Source organism: Klebsiella sp. Shm-1, assembly GCF_040804525.1.
Taxonomy (GTDB): Bacteria; Pseudomonadota; Gammaproteobacteria; order Enterobacterales; family Enterobacteriaceae; genus Klebsiella; species Klebsiella pneumoniae.
Map to the genome: position 1 here is coordinate 4089046 of NZ_CP161823.1, position 13314 is coordinate 4102359.

At 60.8% G+C, this 13314-nt stretch carries 14 protein-coding genes; 9 read left to right on the forward strand and 5 right to left on the reverse strand.

Features of this window, described 5'->3' with window-relative positions:
* Positions 1 to 109 precede the first annotated feature (109 nt).
* The gene (locus AB1E37_RS20105) at positions 110 to 253 is read right to left on the reverse strand and encodes a hypothetical protein (RefSeq protein ID WP_004144596.1); all 144 of its coding nucleotides are present in this window, start codon (positions 251 to 253) and stop codon (positions 110 to 112) included.
* Between AB1E37_RS20105 and AB1E37_RS20110 the strand changes: the two genes are divergently transcribed.
* From AB1E37_RS20110 to AB1E37_RS20130, 5 genes are read left to right on the forward strand one after another with little or no spacing between them, the layout of a single operon-like run.
* Positions 246 to 1352: an ABC transporter substrate-binding protein gene (locus AB1E37_RS20110; RefSeq protein WP_004147267.1), complete on the forward strand. Its 1107-nt coding sequence runs from the start codon at positions 246 to 248 to the stop codon at positions 1350 to 1352. The genes AB1E37_RS20105 and AB1E37_RS20110 overlap by 8 nt on opposite strands.
* Before the next feature lie 19 nt (positions 1353 to 1371).
* Positions 1372 to 2271 (forward strand): branched-chain amino acid ABC transporter permease, encoded by a 900-nt coding sequence (locus AB1E37_RS20115; protein ID WP_002890128.1) that lies wholly within the window; start codon positions 1372 to 1374, stop codon positions 2269 to 2271.
* Positions 2271 to 3320 (forward strand): branched-chain amino acid ABC transporter permease, encoded by a 1050-nt coding sequence (locus AB1E37_RS20120; protein ID WP_032447355.1) that lies wholly within the window; start codon positions 2271 to 2273, stop codon positions 3318 to 3320. The genes AB1E37_RS20115 and AB1E37_RS20120 overlap by 1 nt, the downstream gene beginning before the upstream one ends.
* On the forward strand, positions 3307 to 4089 hold the full coding sequence (locus AB1E37_RS20125) for an ABC transporter ATP-binding protein (protein WP_004151354.1): 783 nt from the start codon (positions 3307 to 3309) through the stop codon (positions 4087 to 4089). Before AB1E37_RS20120 ends, AB1E37_RS20125 begins: the two co-directional genes overlap by 14 nt.
* Positions 4082 to 4777 (forward strand): ABC transporter ATP-binding protein, encoded by a 696-nt coding sequence (locus tag AB1E37_RS20130; RefSeq protein ID WP_002890126.1) that lies wholly within the window; start codon positions 4082 to 4084, stop codon positions 4775 to 4777. Before AB1E37_RS20125 ends, AB1E37_RS20130 begins: the two co-directional genes overlap by 8 nt.
* Positions 4778 to 4893: 116 nt before the next feature.
* Here AB1E37_RS20130 and AB1E37_RS20135 read toward each other — a convergent pair whose 3' ends face one another.
* Positions 4894 to 5064 carry a hypothetical protein gene (locus AB1E37_RS20135; RefSeq protein WP_002890108.1) on the reverse strand — a complete coding sequence of 57 codons (171 nt, stop codon included), beginning with the start codon at positions 5062 to 5064 and terminating at the stop codon, positions 4894 to 4896.
* A 333-nt stretch (positions 5065 to 5397) separates the two neighbouring features.
* Here AB1E37_RS20135 and AB1E37_RS20140 point away from each other — a divergent pair, with 333 nt between their 5' ends.
* Genes AB1E37_RS20140 through AB1E37_RS20155 form a run of 4 tightly spaced genes read left to right on the forward strand, consistent with a single transcriptional unit; the run spans position 5398 to position 8455 of the window.
* Positions 5398 to 6207, forward strand: coding sequence for an ABC transporter substrate-binding protein (locus AB1E37_RS20140; RefSeq protein WP_002890106.1), 810 nt, complete (start codon positions 5398 to 5400; stop codon positions 6205 to 6207).
* Between the two features lies 1 nt (position 6208).
* Positions 6209 to 7027 (forward strand): amino acid ABC transporter ATP-binding protein, encoded by an 819-nt coding sequence (locus AB1E37_RS20145; protein WP_004222892.1) that lies wholly within the window; start codon positions 6209 to 6211, stop codon positions 7025 to 7027.
* A complete protein-coding gene (locus AB1E37_RS20150) occupies positions 7024 to 7776 on the forward strand; it encodes an amino acid ABC transporter permease (protein WP_004177291.1) in 753 nt (250 codons plus the stop codon). The genes AB1E37_RS20145 and AB1E37_RS20150 overlap by 4 nt, the downstream gene beginning before the upstream one ends.
* Positions 7766 to 8455 (forward strand): amino acid ABC transporter permease, encoded by a 690-nt coding sequence (locus tag AB1E37_RS20155; protein WP_004177292.1) that lies wholly within the window; start codon positions 7766 to 7768, stop codon positions 8453 to 8455. Before AB1E37_RS20150 ends, AB1E37_RS20155 begins: the two co-directional genes overlap by 11 nt.
* 3 nt (positions 8456 to 8458) lie before the next feature.
* Here the strand turns inward: AB1E37_RS20155 and AB1E37_RS20160 are convergent, their stop codons facing one another.
* From AB1E37_RS20160 to AB1E37_RS20170, 3 genes are read right to left on the reverse strand one after another with little or no spacing between them, the layout of a single operon-like run.
* The gene (locus tag AB1E37_RS20160) at positions 8459 to 9169 is read right to left on the reverse strand and encodes a fimbria/pilus periplasmic chaperone (protein ID WP_002890061.1); all 711 of its coding nucleotides are present in this window, start codon (positions 9167 to 9169) and stop codon (positions 8459 to 8461) included.
* A complete protein-coding gene (ecpD, locus tag AB1E37_RS20165) occupies positions 9138 to 10781 on the reverse strand; it encodes a fimbrial adhesin EcpD (protein WP_002890060.1) in 1644 nt (547 codons plus the stop codon). The genes AB1E37_RS20160 and ecpD overlap by 32 nt, the downstream gene beginning before the upstream one ends.
* Positions 10771 to 13296: a fimbrial biogenesis outer membrane usher protein gene (locus AB1E37_RS20170; RefSeq protein ID WP_004222889.1), complete on the reverse strand. Its 2526-nt coding sequence runs from the start codon at positions 13294 to 13296 to the stop codon at positions 10771 to 10773. The genes ecpD and AB1E37_RS20170 overlap by 11 nt, the downstream gene beginning before the upstream one ends.
* Positions 13297 to 13314: the final 18 nt, after the last annotated feature.

Genomic DNA, 13314 nt, shown 5'->3' on the forward strand with positions numbered 1-13314 from the left:
TGGCTGCGTTCTCTCCCCCAGTCACTTACTTCTGTAAGCGTCTGGCGACTCGCTTACTTGCCGCCTTCATGCGACTCGAATTATTTAGGGTATATATCTCGTTATCTATTCAACATAACAGCCAATAATTCGCCGGATACGCTGGCGCATTATTCCTCAATGTTATGCAGTCATTGATGGTTAAAGATAAATAATCGACCGACGGAGAAATACCAATGAAATCGTTTTCCGGGAAAGCGTCTTTAATGGCCACACTGGTTGCCGCGCTGGTCGGCGCCAGCAGCGCGCAGGCAGCGGAAATTAAAATCGGGGTGGTATTACCCCTGAGCGGCGCCCTCAGCGGCTATGGCCAGCCGTCGCAGAAAGGGCTGGACATTATTCAGGCCATCACCCCAACGTTAAAAAATGGCGATACCATCAAGCTTATCGTTATCGATGATAAAAGCGACAAAGTCGAAGCGGCCAACGCCATGCAGCGCCTGGTCTCCAGCGATAAAGTGGATGCCGTGATCGGGGAAGTCACCTCCTCCAACACCCTGGCGATGACCAAAATCGCCGACGACAGCAAAACGCCGCTGGTCTCCTCCACCGCCACCAACGACCGCGTCACCCGCAACCATCCCTACGTCAGCCGGGTCTGCTTCTCGGACAGCTTCCAGGGGGTGGTCGGGGCCAATCTGGCCTCCCGCGATCTGAAAGCCAAAACCGCCGCCATCGTGTTTGACAGCAGCAACGACTACTCCGTCGGCCTGGCGAAAGCGTTCCGCACCCAGTTCCTGAAAAACGGCGGCACCATTCCCATCGAGGTCCAGGCCCCGGGCGGCAGCAAGGACTTTAAAGCCCAGCTGGCGAGCGTCAAGGCGAAGAATGTCGACATGATTTACATGCCGATCTACTACACCGAAGGGGCGCTGATTGCCGTGCAGTCTAAACAGCTGGGGCTCAACAAACCGGTGGTGGGCGGCGACGGTCTGGCCGCGGATCAGGTCTTCTTCGATGTCGGTAAAGACGCGGTCAACGGCTATATGACCACCGATTACTACTCGCCGAACGCCAAAGAGCAGACCCCGGCGGGGGAAACCTTCATCAAAGCCTGGGAAGCCAAATACCAGCAGCCGACCCATACCTGGGGCGCAATGGCGGCGGACGCCTATAACGTCATCGTCAACGCCATGAACCAGTGCAGCGATCCCCACGATCGGGTCTGCGTGAATGAAAAAATCCGCGCCACCAAAGATTTCCAGGGCGTGACCGGCACGCTGACGTTACAGAACGGCGATGCCATTCGCAGCGCGGTCATCAACGAAGTGAAAGATGGCAAGCTGGCGTTTCGTACCGTGGTTAACCCTTAAGTTGTGACGAGGCTACAAAATGGACGGCGCCATTTTTCTCCAGCAAGTGGTCAATGGAATGAGTCTTGGGGGCATGTACGCCCTGATTGCCATCGGTTATACGATGGTTTATGGCGTGCTGCGGCTGATCAACTTCGCCCATGCGGACGTGATGATGGTCGGCGCGTTTAGTACGCTGTTTTTATTTTCTTCGGTTGGGCTACCCTTCGGGGTAGCCGTTTTCCTGACCCTCGGGCTGTGCGGCCTGTTTGGTATGCTGATTGACCGGGTCGCCTATCGTCCGCTGCGTCAGGCCTCGAAAATCTCCATGCTGATCACCGCCATCGGCGTCAGCTTCTTTCTCGAAAACCTGTTTAACGTACTGTTTGGCGGCAGCTCGCGCTTCTTCTCCGCCCCTGACTTTTTCAACCAGACCCGGGCCTTCGGCAGCGTCATCATTACCAACGTGGCGTGGATTGTGCCGCTGATCACCGTCCTGCTGCTGCTGGCGATCCTCTGGCTGCTGTACCGCACCCGCTATGGGATGGCGATCCGCGCGGTGGCCTTTGACGTCAACACCGTGCGCCTGATGGGCATTGACGCCAACCGGATCATCTCCCTGGTCTTCGCCCTCGGCAGTAGTCTCGCGGCGCTCGGCGGCGTGTTCTACTCCATCAGCTACCCGACGATCGATCCCCTGATGGGCGTGCTTATCGGCCTGAAGGCCTTCGCCGCCGCCGTGCTGGGCGGGATCGGCAGCGTCACCGGCGCGGTGCTGGGCGGCTTTATCCTCGGTTTTACCGAAGTGGTCGCCGTGGCGATCTTCCCCGAACTGGGCGGCTATAAAGACGCTTTCGCCTTCCTGTTCTTGATTCTGGTCCTCTTGTTCCGCCCGGTCGGCATTATGGGCGACGAACGTCTGGAAAGGAGCCGTTTCTGATGCTCAACGCGACGACGACCGCCGGGGCGCAGCTGCGCAACCTGGTCATTATTGTCATCTGTATCGCGCTGCTGGCCGGAATCAACGTGGTTTTCAATGACTACATTGTTCGTGTCATCAGCACCATTTTTATCTTTATGATCCTCGCGGTCAGCTACAACCTGATCAACGGCGTGACCGGCCAGCTGTCGCTGGAGCCGAACGGCTTCGTGGCGGTGGGCGCCTACGTGACCGCCCTGCTGATCCTCTCCAGCGACAGCAAGGTAGACATGTTTGAAATGGCCGCCCCCAGCCCGTGGATCCTCAGCCTGCACGCGTGCTTCCTCCCTGCCCTGCTGATAAGCGGCCTGTGCGCGGCGGCGCTGGCGGTGTGCCTCGCCGTGCCGGTCTTCCGGGTACGTGGCGACTACCTGGCCATTGTCACCCTCGGCTTTGGGTTTATCATCAAGATCCTCGCCATTAACAACCCGCAAATCACCAACGGCGCCATCGGGCTGAACGATATTCCGCAGCAGCCGCATCTCCTGTTCTGGTGCGGGCTGTTCGCCCTGCTGGCCACCGGCATGATCCTCCAGCTGGTGTGGTCGAAGTATGGCCGGATGATGAAAGCTATTCGCGACGATGAAGATGCGGCGATCGCCATGGGGGTCAACACCTTCCGCATTAAAACCTGCGCCTTCGCCACCAGCGCCTTCTTCGAAGGGATCGGCGGCGGTCTGCTGGCTTCCCTGCTGACCACCATTTCCCCGGGGCTGTTCGACTTTATGCTCACCTTCCAGCTGCTGATTATTATCGTCCTCGGCGGGCTCGGCAGCACCACCGGCGCCCTGCTCGGCACCGTGCTGGTGGTCGGCAGCGGCGAGTGGCTGCGCTTCCTCGATCAGCCGCTGCAGTTCTTCGGTCACGATCTCGGCGCGTACCCGGGCCTGCGAATGGTGGTCTTCTCCCTGCTGTTGCTGATCATCATGCTCTTCGCCCGCGAGGGGCTGCTGGGGAAAAAAGAGATTTGGCAGACCGGAAGAAGGAGCGGCGGCTATGGCGGAAAATAACGTTATCCTGCAGGTGCAGGACGTCACCATGCAGTTCGGCGGCCTGCGGGCCATCGACAACGTCAGCTTCCATGTTGACGAGGCGGAGATCTTTGGCCTTATCGGCCCTAACGGCGCGGGCAAAACAACCCTGTTTAACGTCATTACCGCCAACTATAAACCCACCAGCGGCAGCGTCACCCTGGCGGGCACGTCGCTGAAGGGGCTGAAGCCCAACCAGGTGGTGAACGCCGGGATCGCCCGCACCTTCCAGAATATCCGCCTGTTTAACTCCATGACGGTGCTGGAGAACGTGATGGTCGGACTCGACCGCGCCAGCCGCTATTCGCTGCTGGAGGCGGCCCTGCATATTGGTCGCTACTTTCCGGCCGAGCGGGCGGCGAAAGCCAAAGCGATGGCCATCCTGGAGGATATCGGCATCGCCCACTTCGCCCATATGCAGGCCACAAACCTAAGCTATGGCAACCAGCGCAAAGTGGAGATCGCCCGCGCGCTGGCCACCGCGCCGAAGCTGCTCCTGCTCGATGAGCCGGCCGCCGGGATGAACCCGAAGGAGACCGAGGATCTGGCGGAGCTGATCTTCCGCATGCGCCATGACTATCAGCTAAGCGTCCTGTTAATCGAGCACGATATGCCCTTCGTCAACCGCCTGTGCGAGCGGGTGATGGTTCTGGAGTACGGTAAGCCGTTGTTCAGCGGCCTGATGGCCGAGGCGATCCAGCATCCGGACGTCATTTCCGCTTATCTGGGAGAAGCCAATTATGCTTAACGCCCGGGAACTGAAGGTCTTTTACGGCGTGATCCAGGGTCTGAAGGGCGTCGATATCGACGTCTATGACCGGGAAATCGTCACCCTGATCGGCAGCAATGGCGCCGGTAAAACCTCCACCCTGAACGGGATCGTCAACCTGGTGCGCTCCAGTGGGCGCGTCAGCTTCCTCAACGACGATATCTCACGCAGCCAGACCCACCAGATCGTGCGTCGCGGGCTGGCGCTGGTGCCGGAGGGACGGCGCGTCTTTACCAACCTGACCATCGAAGAGAACCTGCGCATGGGCGCTTACAATAATCTCGCCGGCTACGCCCGCCTGCGCGATCGCATGTACGCCCTCTTTCCGCGGCTCAAGGAGCGGCGCCATCAGATGGCGGGCACCATGAGCGGCGGCGAGCAGCAGATGCTGGCCATCGCCCGGGCGCTGATGAGCGAGCCGGTGTTATTGATGCTGGATGAACCGAGCCTCGGGCTGGCGCCGAAAATTGTCGGCGAGCTGTTCGGCATCATTAAGCAACTGCGCGAAGAGAATATGACGGTGCTGCTGGTGGAGCAGAATGCGACGGCCGCGCTGGCGATCGCCGATCGGGCGTATGTCCTGGAGAATGGCCGGATCACCTTGTCAGGCGCGGCGCGGGAGATGCTGACTAATCCGGAAATTAAGCGGATGTATCTGGGGGGATAGGCATGGTCAAAACTGCCTGGGCTGCGGCGGCGCCTCCTGCGAGGCCGCAACCTCAGGCAGTCTCTTGCTACACAAAGCACACCTCGTTCCAGTAGGCTTCTCGCGTCCTGCGTCGCTCAGTATGTCTTATCATGACGGAACCACCGGGTTTCCACGTTGCCAATGTCCACGCCGTAGAGGCTGGCTACCGGCAGGATCGCCTCCATGACGCGCTGGGTATCCTGCTGTCCGGCTTCACCGTTGGACAAAAAAGCCAGCCAGCCCGTTAACCGTTGCCACAATGCCACTTTCGTTTTCTCCTCTGTCGGGAAGCGAATCGCCTGGGTCTATTTCAACCACAGTTGGCCGGGCGCGGGAAATATTAATTCCGAATTTGCAATCCTGGCTGGCGCATATTACCCCCGGTCCTATCACCCTCTCCCTGGCCCTCTCCCTGAGGGAGAGGGGACCGCCCGGCAGTCGTTGCCGTCCTGGTAAAAGCCAGCGGCGCATAAAGAATACCCATAGGTTTGTTAAGTTCTTTTTGGTTATAGATAAGAATTTTTTCTTCTTTGCCGCCGACGGGCAATTTGTGGGAGCGTGATGTCCACAAAACAAAACAGGGATTCAGGGGAAAAACTATGCGCAATAAAACCACAAAAATCGCACTGGCGCTGGGTATGCTGCTGCTCGCCTCGCAGGCACAGGCGGACCAGCTGGCTGACATCAAAGCCGCTGGCGTCGTAAAAGTCGCCACCTTCGACGCCAACCCGCCGTTCGGCTCCGTGGACGCCAAAACCCACCATATCGTCGGCTACGACGTCGACTTTGCCCAGGCGCTGGCGAAAGCGCTCGGCGTCAAACTCGAGCTGGTGGCCACCAACCCAGCCAACCGTATTCCGCTGCTGCAGTCCGGCAAAGCCGACCTGATCGTCGCCGACATTACCATCACCCCGGAGCGGGCCCAGGTTATTGATTTCTCAACGCCGTATTTCGTCACCGGCCAGCAGTTCCTCGTGCCGGCCGGCTCTCCGGATAAGCTCGATGAGTACAGCAAAGCGCGCATCGGCGCGGTGAAAGGCACCACCGGCGAACAGGCCCTGCACCAGCGTTTCCCGCAGGCTCGCGTCCTCTCCTATGACGATATTCCGCTGGCCCTGACCGCCCTGCGCAACGGCAACGTCCAGGCCATCACCCAGGACAGCACCATCCTCGCCGGTCTGCTGGCGGAAGCGCCGGATAAAGCCAAGTTTAAAATTCTGCCCGACCTGCTCAGCAAAGAAGAGATTGGCGTGGGCGTGAAGAAAGGCGAACCGGCCCTGCTGAAGGCCGTCAACGATGAGCTGGTGAAGCTGGAGAAAACCGGCGAAGCCGCGAAAATTTACGATGTCTGGTTTGGCCCTGCCACCAAAACGCCGCAGCCGCGCGCCTTTACCATAGAAGCGAAATAATATGTTCTCGGGTTTACTCTCCCACTCCGCGGCTCCGGCCGCGGATTTTTCACGTCTGCAGCGCGCCAGCATTACGTTCCGTGATGTGGCCAAGCGCTACGGCGATCATCAGGTACTTAACGCGATCAACCTGCAGGTCGAGCCCGGCGAAGTGGTGGCGATCCTCGGCCCTTCCGGATCGGGAAAATCGACGCTGATCCGCTTGATCAACCAGCTCGAATCCTTAAGCGGCGGCGAGATCCTGATCGACGGCAAACCCACCAGCCGGCTGAGCGGCAACGCCTTGCGCCAGCTGCGCAGCCGCGTCGGCTTTGTCTTCCAGCAGTTCAACCTTTATGCCCACCTGACGGCGCAGGAGAACATCACTCTGGCGCTGGAGCGCGTTCATGGCTGGGAAAAAAGCGCGGCTCAGGCGCGGGCGCTGGCGCTGCTGCGCCAGGTCGGACTGGAAGAAAAAGCGCAGCAGATGCCGGCGCAGCTCTCCGGCGGCCAGCAGCAGCGGGTGGCCATCGCCCGCGCCCTGGCCTCCTCACCGCAGATTATCCTGTTCGATGAGCCCACCTCGGCGCTCGACCCGGAGATGATCGGCGAAGTGCTGCAGGTGATGAAAACCCTCGCCCACAGCGGGATCACCATGCTGGTGGTGACCCACGAGATGCAGTTTGCCCGCGAAATTGCCGACCGGGTGGTGTTTATCGACGGCGGCGACATCCTCGAAGTCGCCCCGCCGGCTGAGTTTTTCGCCCATCCGCAGCATGCCCGCGCGCGGCGTTTTCTGCAGAAGGTGCTGGATCCGCTGCACCAGGAGAGCCTCGAGTGACGCCGATGCTTGACTGGCACGGCGTCCTGAGCGGGCAGCCGTTGCAATGGATTATCTCTGGTTTTCTCACCACCGTCTGGGTCAGCGTCGCCGGGATCCTGCTCGCCACCCTGCTGGCGGTCCTGCTGCTGGCCCTGCGCCTCGGCGGCGGACGCGCGGGGCGCGGACTGGTGGCCGCGTGGGTCTCGTTGTTTCGCAACACTCCGCTGCTGGTCCAGCTGCTGTTCTGGTACTTTGCCGCCTGGAACCTGCTGCCGCTGGCGGTGAAGGAGGTGGTGAACGACGAACACGCCTGGTCCATTCTGCCGGGCAACGTCTGGTGGCTGACGCCGGAGTTCCTCTGCTCAATGTGGGGGCTGGGGGTCTTTACCTCCGCCTTTCTGGTGGAAGAGATCGCCTCCGGACTGCGCGCCGTCAGCCCCGGGCAGCGGGAAGCCGCGCTGTCGCAGGGCTTTACGCCGTGGCAGGAGCTGCGCTTTATCCTCCTGCCGCAGGGGCTGGCCAACGCCTGGCAGCCGATTGTCGGCCAGTATCTTAACCTGATGAAACTCTCATCGCTGGCCAGCGGCATCGGCTTTGCGGAACTGACCTATCAGGTGCGGCAGATTGAGAGCTATAACGCGCACGCCCTGGAGGCGTTTGCCGTCGGAACCGCGCTGTACCTGGCGCTGGGGGTGGCGATGGGCGTGGCGCTCACGCGTCTCGGCCCGGGAAGAAAACTGCAACGGAGCGCCCGACATGAACGCTAATCTGGCGGTGATCGCCGATAACCTCGATTACCTGCTGTGGGGCCGACTGGCGGAGGGCCAGCCCGGCGGCGTGGCGCTGACCCTGCTGATGGCCATCGGCGCCACCCTGCTGGCGCTGCCGGGAGGCATTGCGCTGGCGGGCCTGGCCTGGCGCTACGGCGGGCTGGTGCGGCGTCTGCTGTTTCTGTGGGCGGAAATTATCCGCGGCATCCCGCTGATATTTGTCATCTTCTGGCTGTGGTATCTGCTGCCGATGCTGACCGGCGGCGATCTGCCCGGCGCGGTGACCGTGACCCTGGCGCTGGCGTGGTTTACCGCCGCCTCGGTGATGCACTCGGTGCTGGCCGGGCTGCAGTCGCTGCCGAAAGGACAGTATGAGGCGGCGCTGACCCAGGGGTTCGCTCCCGGGCAAACGCTGCGCCTGGTGCTGCTCCCGCAGGCGCTGCGCAACGTTCAGCCGTCGCTGGTGGGGATCTTTATCGGCCTGCTGAAGGACACTTCGCTGGCGTTTATCGTCAACGTCCCGGAGCTGACCACCGTGGCCGGCCAGGTCAACAACCGGGTGCAGATCTATCCCCTGGCGATCTTCGTCTTCACCGGCGCGGTGTACTACCTGCTGTGCTGCGGTCTGAGCCTGCTGGCCAGCCGGCGCTTTACCCGCCGCGCGGCCACCAGATAAGGCTCACTCCGCGGGACGGGGCTTCAGCGGACAGGTATCGCTGATCTTAATAAATTTGTCGTTATAGACCAGATAGTGGTTCCCCGGCTGGCGCAGCGCCGGCTGGCGAACCACGTCCCCGGGACGCAGATACCAGGCGTCCCCCTCCTCTTCGGTCGAATCGCATCCGGGCTTAATCAGCAGCTTAAACCAGGTATTGCCGGTGTTGCTCACCGTCCCGGCCACCTTATCGAAAGACCATTTAAACTGCACTTCGCGCGGGCGCACCACCAGAATGGTATCCATCACCACCACCGGCTCCATGCTGACCTCGCCGCCGGTCGGGCTGCGCCTCGTCAGGTTGCGGGTGGGGATTTCGCGAAACGAGACCCGATAGTAGCGCTCGCGGTTATCCCGCGGCCCATGATAGTAAAATTTAAAATACTCGCTCTCACCTGCCTGCAGCACCAGCTGGCGGGGGGCGAACAGCAGTTCGCCATCCACCGGCCGGGAGCGGACTTCGCTGCCGCCCGGGCGATCGATGGCGCTGACGGCGATGCGGTACAGCCGCGCGCTTTTATTATTGTTGACCACCCGTTTGCTGGCGAAATCCGCTTCAGCCGGCAGGGAAAAGGTCAGGTTGCCGACCGAGATCGCCTGCGCCAGCGGCGCTGCCAGCAGGCAGCCCACCGTCAGCAGGGCCTTAGTTAATGTTGCGCCACGTCGCCTGGACATGAATCTCTCCTGAAGCGCTGACTTCGCCAAACCAGCCGTTATCGTCTACCGTCCGCAGCGAAATGGCGTTATCCATCGGAATCGAAAATTTCACCGTGGTCTTATCCATCTGCCCCACTTCGCCGGAGATATCGGTCCACGGCGTGGTCAGCCACAGCGCATCGGTCATATCCCGCCAGCTGTCATCGCACCCGGCATCGTAGGTCTGCGTCGTGCCGCTGCGGGTGATAAAAGAGAGCGTCGCCGGGAACGGCACTTTCGCCGTACCGTCATCGGAGCTGAAGAGACAGTAGGAACGCCCGCCAATCACCTGCGCCGGTCCGGTCACCTTGATCAGCACTTCATCGGCGGCCGTTTTACCGCTGGTGGTGACGATGTAGCCGAAATCGAGCGCCGGTTCGCCGCTGCCGACATACCCCTCGCGCGACGGCGCCGAGGTATATTCGTCGGAGATAATGCTGATGCTGAAATCACGGGGCTTGATAATCAGCGTGTTGGAGGTGGAAAACTCATACCAGCCTGACTCCGGCGAGGTGGTGTTCTGAAAGCGAAAGTTGAACAGATCCTTGGTGTTGATATCGCTGATCCCGAGGTTCACCATCTGCTTAAAGAAGTTGCTGGAGAAGAAAACATAGATCGAGTCTGAGCTCTTCATCTCGTTGAAAGTGTAGTAATAAGCGGTATTGCTCACCGGCTTCCAGGAGCTGCCGTTGAGGCTGAACTGCATATCGTACGCCCCGACGGCCGAGGCCAACGACGAGTTGGCGATCGCCGGGAAAATATGGATCGAGGTGTTGCTTAAGCCGTTGGTCTGCAAGGTATAGTTGACCATCTTACAGCTTAATCCTGAGCGGCTGCCGATGGTCTGCGTCCGGCAGTCGGCGTTCCCTTCCCCGAGGGTCGGCACGCCATCGCTGTTGATAAACACCTCCGCCAGCGAGTGGGTATTAATCAACCGCAAGTTCGCGGCTTTGGTGTGGGTGACGTTGCGCACATACCAGTTACCGGAGGCCTGATCCTTACAGCGCGCGCCGCTGCTGGCATCGTAGTTCACCGAGGTCTGACAGGCATTAATGGTCATCGTAAAGCTGCCGCCGACCGGCATCTGCTGCAGATATTGATAGAAGGCGTCCGACATCATGCCGTGCATCCACTTCGCACCGCCGCTGGTCACCGTCGCGCCGTAAAACCCGCTGGCGTCGGTGGTCTGCGGCAGGATCAGGCTGGTAGCCATATCGCAGCCGGCGTACCAGTTGATGCAGCGCAGGCCGGTTAAGGGGTGTGAAACCGGTGAGTTTTCCAGCCACATATCAAACTTCCAGTTGGCATTGAGCCCGGTGTTGTAGCCGTTATCGATATAGCCGAGACTCTGCTGATAGATGGTCCCGGAGCCGGTGTATTTTAAGCCGGTCCAGCGGTTAGCGCCGGTCATACGCGGATCCAGCGCCCCGCCGGGGGTGACGAAAAAGTTGTCGTCGGAGTTGTTTTCCACAAACACAAACTCGCGCGCCGGCGCATCCGACCAGGTGGTCTTGGTCACCGCCGCCCTGAGCGCGGCTGCCGGCCAGAGCAGCGCGAGGATCGCCAGCGCCATCAGTGCATTAACTTTCATTCTCTTCTCCTGACTGCTGCACCGCCGCCCACGACGAGAGGCCGCTGCAGACCACATCCCCGACCCAGACGGCGCCGCGCGCCTGGCTGAGCTCCAGCGCCACTTCGCAGGTTTTATTGCCGCCGTAGCTGAAATCGATAGTGGGGTATTTCTTATCCACGTCCATGACAAACTCGCCGTTTTCATCGGTGCGGGTACGGCCGATATGGTTGTTAATCCGCGCATTCGCCAACAGCGTGCCGTCTTCTGCACGAATACGGCCGGAGACGGTGACCATCTGCTTCACCTCTGGCTCAATCACCGCGACGTTGCCCGGATAAAGGGTCAGATGACTCTTGCGCCCGCTGACGATGTCGTAGCTGTCGAGCGAGTTTTTGCTGTTCTGCAGCTCCACCTCATAGCGACCATAGGGAGAGAGCGGCAGGTAGTTACGCTTGCCGCTGAGCGGGAAGATCCGCCCGTTAACCCTGGCGCTAATCTGACCATCGTCCTCCAGCCCGGTGTTGAAGATCACCCCGGCGTTGCCGTCGGTTCGTCCGCTGGCGGCGATATTTTTGCCCTGCCAGCCGACGCTGCCGCTGGCGGTGAGGTTGGTGTTGACGTAGCCGTCCGCCGCGCTGTTGACGTTCAGCGTGCCGCTGGCGTAGCGGGCGTCGAACTGGGCATACGCGCCGCCGCTGAGGGTTTTGTCATCCCCGGTATCGCCGGAGATGGCCCGCGACAGATTGGCGCCGATGGTGCGAATAGTGCCTTCATCAAACTGCTTGCGCGCTGAGAGGTTAGCCATGGTGTAGCCGTTCTGATGGGTCATCCCGGCGCTGAACCAGTTGCCCAGCGGCAGCGACAGATCGAGGGCGATATATTTCCCGGTGTTGGCGCTGCTGTCGCCATTGTTATAGCGCTGGATCCCCGCCCGCAGGCCGAGCGAGCCAAAGGCGCCGCTGTAGACCGTCTGATAGTAATCCGCGGTGTAGTAATGGCTGTTGTAGCGACGGTCATCGTTGTAGCTGACGCTGAACGTCCCCAGCTTCGACCACAGCGCGTTCAGGTTGAGGGTGCCGCCGATCGCCCGGTTGTCGGCATCGCTGCGCCGCAATTGATCGCCAATGCGGGTTCTCTCCTGGTTAACCCACACTGAACTGAATCCCCCGGGCAACGTGGCGCTGATGCTGCCGACGCTGCTCCACGAGCTATCGCTGGCCAGCATGTTTTGCAGATTAACGTTGATCGACTCGCCCAGCGGTAGCGTCAGGCGGGTTTCCCCCACCGCCTGGTTGTCGTAGCCATAGCCCGTAGCCGCCCAGCTCAGGGTGCTGAGCGACCCGGAGGCCGAAAGGCCTGCCAGCCAGCTCTCTTTCGCCGGCCGGGTCTTTTTCCCGCTCTCTGACCAGCGATCCATATGAAAACTGCCGCCCCATACCTGCCACGCCAGCGGCGCGCCGGCGCCGCGTCCCCGGCTGAACAGCTTATTGACCCGCTGGGTGCGTTTGCTGACCACCCGACCATTGACGATCACCTCCACTTCCACGTCGTAAATACCGTACGGCAGGCCGCGGGTATCCACTTCATGGTTGCCCATGGCGAAGTTCTGGACGCTCAGCAACCGACCGTCACGGGTGAGATGCACCTCGCCCGCCGCCGGCAGAAAGGCGATCACCGGCGTGGCCGACTGGCTGTTGTCGAAGACGGTGGAGCTGGCCTGGTTCCCCCAGGAAAGGCCGTAAATCTTACCGGCCGAAATAGCGGTCATCGGTCCCAGGGACTGCAGGTTCCAGGTGTCAAGCATCCCGCCGGCAAAGCGGTGGCCGGCGAAATCGCGCTCATACATGGCCTTATATAATTCACTGTCCTGCTGACCGCTGCCGATTCCGTACAGCGAGCCGTCGAGCACCACGTGATGCTCCCGCAGCGCCGTGACGTTGTTCAGCGACAGGTAGCTGGAGGTGTTGCTCCCGCCGTTACGCATCTGGTTGTTATAGACGCCGAGGTTATAGCTCAGGTTGCTGCTGAGGGTGTTCACGCTGGACTGACCGATATCTTCGCTGCGCGAGCGCAGGACGGTGCCCAGCGCCTCGCGCTTGACCACCAGCTGCAACAGCAGCTGGCGCAGGCTGAGATCCAGCTGTGCGTTGTCGGTCAGGGGAATGGTGAGCGCCTCGCTGAACGGGGCGTTGGCCAGGCCAATCAGCTGCTGGCGGGTCTGTTCGCTGACGCTGGCGTTACCTTCGCTCTCCTCCAGCTGGATCTGCCGGACGCGCAGCTGGCCGCCGTCCAGCCAGATAAAGGCGCTGCCGATCCGCTGATCGTCCCGGGTGCTCTGGCTGCCGGCGAGATGAATATAGAGCGGGACGCTCATGCCGTCCTGCAGCGCCTGGCTGAAGGCCTGCGGAATAATCACCCCGCCAATCTGCTGCGCGCCTGCGGCAGCAGCGCTGACGTCGGGCTGAACGAACAAAAAGATCATGCCGAAGGCAAGCCGTGTTTTCAGTCCTGGGGTAATCCATCGTTGAGGCATCGTCGTTATCCATCTGCA

What these genes read in the sequence shown, in the direction of transcription:
- AB1E37_RS20110 (WP_004147267.1), top strand. Translation starts at nt 246, where the DNA reads ATGGCCACACTGGTTGCCGCGCTGGTCGGCGCCAGCAGCGCGCAGGCA.
- AB1E37_RS20115 (WP_002890128.1), top strand. Translation starts at nt 1,372, where the DNA reads ATGGACGGCGCCATTTTTCTCCAGCAAGTGGTCAATGGAATGAGTCTT.
- AB1E37_RS20120 (WP_032447355.1), top strand. Translation starts at nt 2,271, where the DNA reads ATGCTCAACGCGACGACGACCGCCGGGGCGCAGCTGCGCAACCTGGTC.
- AB1E37_RS20125 (WP_004151354.1), top strand. Translation starts at nt 3,307, where the DNA reads ATGGCGGAAAATAACGTTATCCTGCAGGTGCAGGACGTCACCATGCAG.
- AB1E37_RS20130 (WP_002890126.1), top strand. Translation starts at nt 4,082, where the DNA reads ATGCTTAACGCCCGGGAACTGAAGGTCTTTTACGGCGTGATCCAGGGT.
- AB1E37_RS20140 (WP_002890106.1), top strand. Translation starts at nt 5,398, where the DNA reads ATGCGCAATAAAACCACAAAAATCGCACTGGCGCTGGGTATGCTGCTG.
- AB1E37_RS20145 (WP_004222892.1), top strand. Translation starts at nt 6,209, where the DNA reads ATGTTCTCGGGTTTACTCTCCCACTCCGCGGCTCCGGCCGCGGATTTT.
- AB1E37_RS20155 (WP_004177292.1), top strand. Translation starts at nt 7,766, where the DNA reads ATGAACGCTAATCTGGCGGTGATCGCCGATAACCTCGATTACCTGCTG.
- AB1E37_RS20160 (WP_002890061.1), bottom strand. Translation starts at nt 9,169, where the DNA reads ATGTCCAGGCGACGTGGCGCAACATTAACTAAGGCCCTGCTGACGGTG.
- ecpD (WP_002890060.1), bottom strand. Translation starts at nt 10,781, where the DNA reads ATGAAAGTTAATGCACTGATGGCGCTGGCGATCCTCGCGCTGCTCTGG.
- AB1E37_RS20170 (WP_004222889.1), bottom strand. Translation starts at nt 13,296, where the DNA reads ATGCCTCAACGATGGATTACCCCAGGACTGAAAACACGGCTTGCCTTC.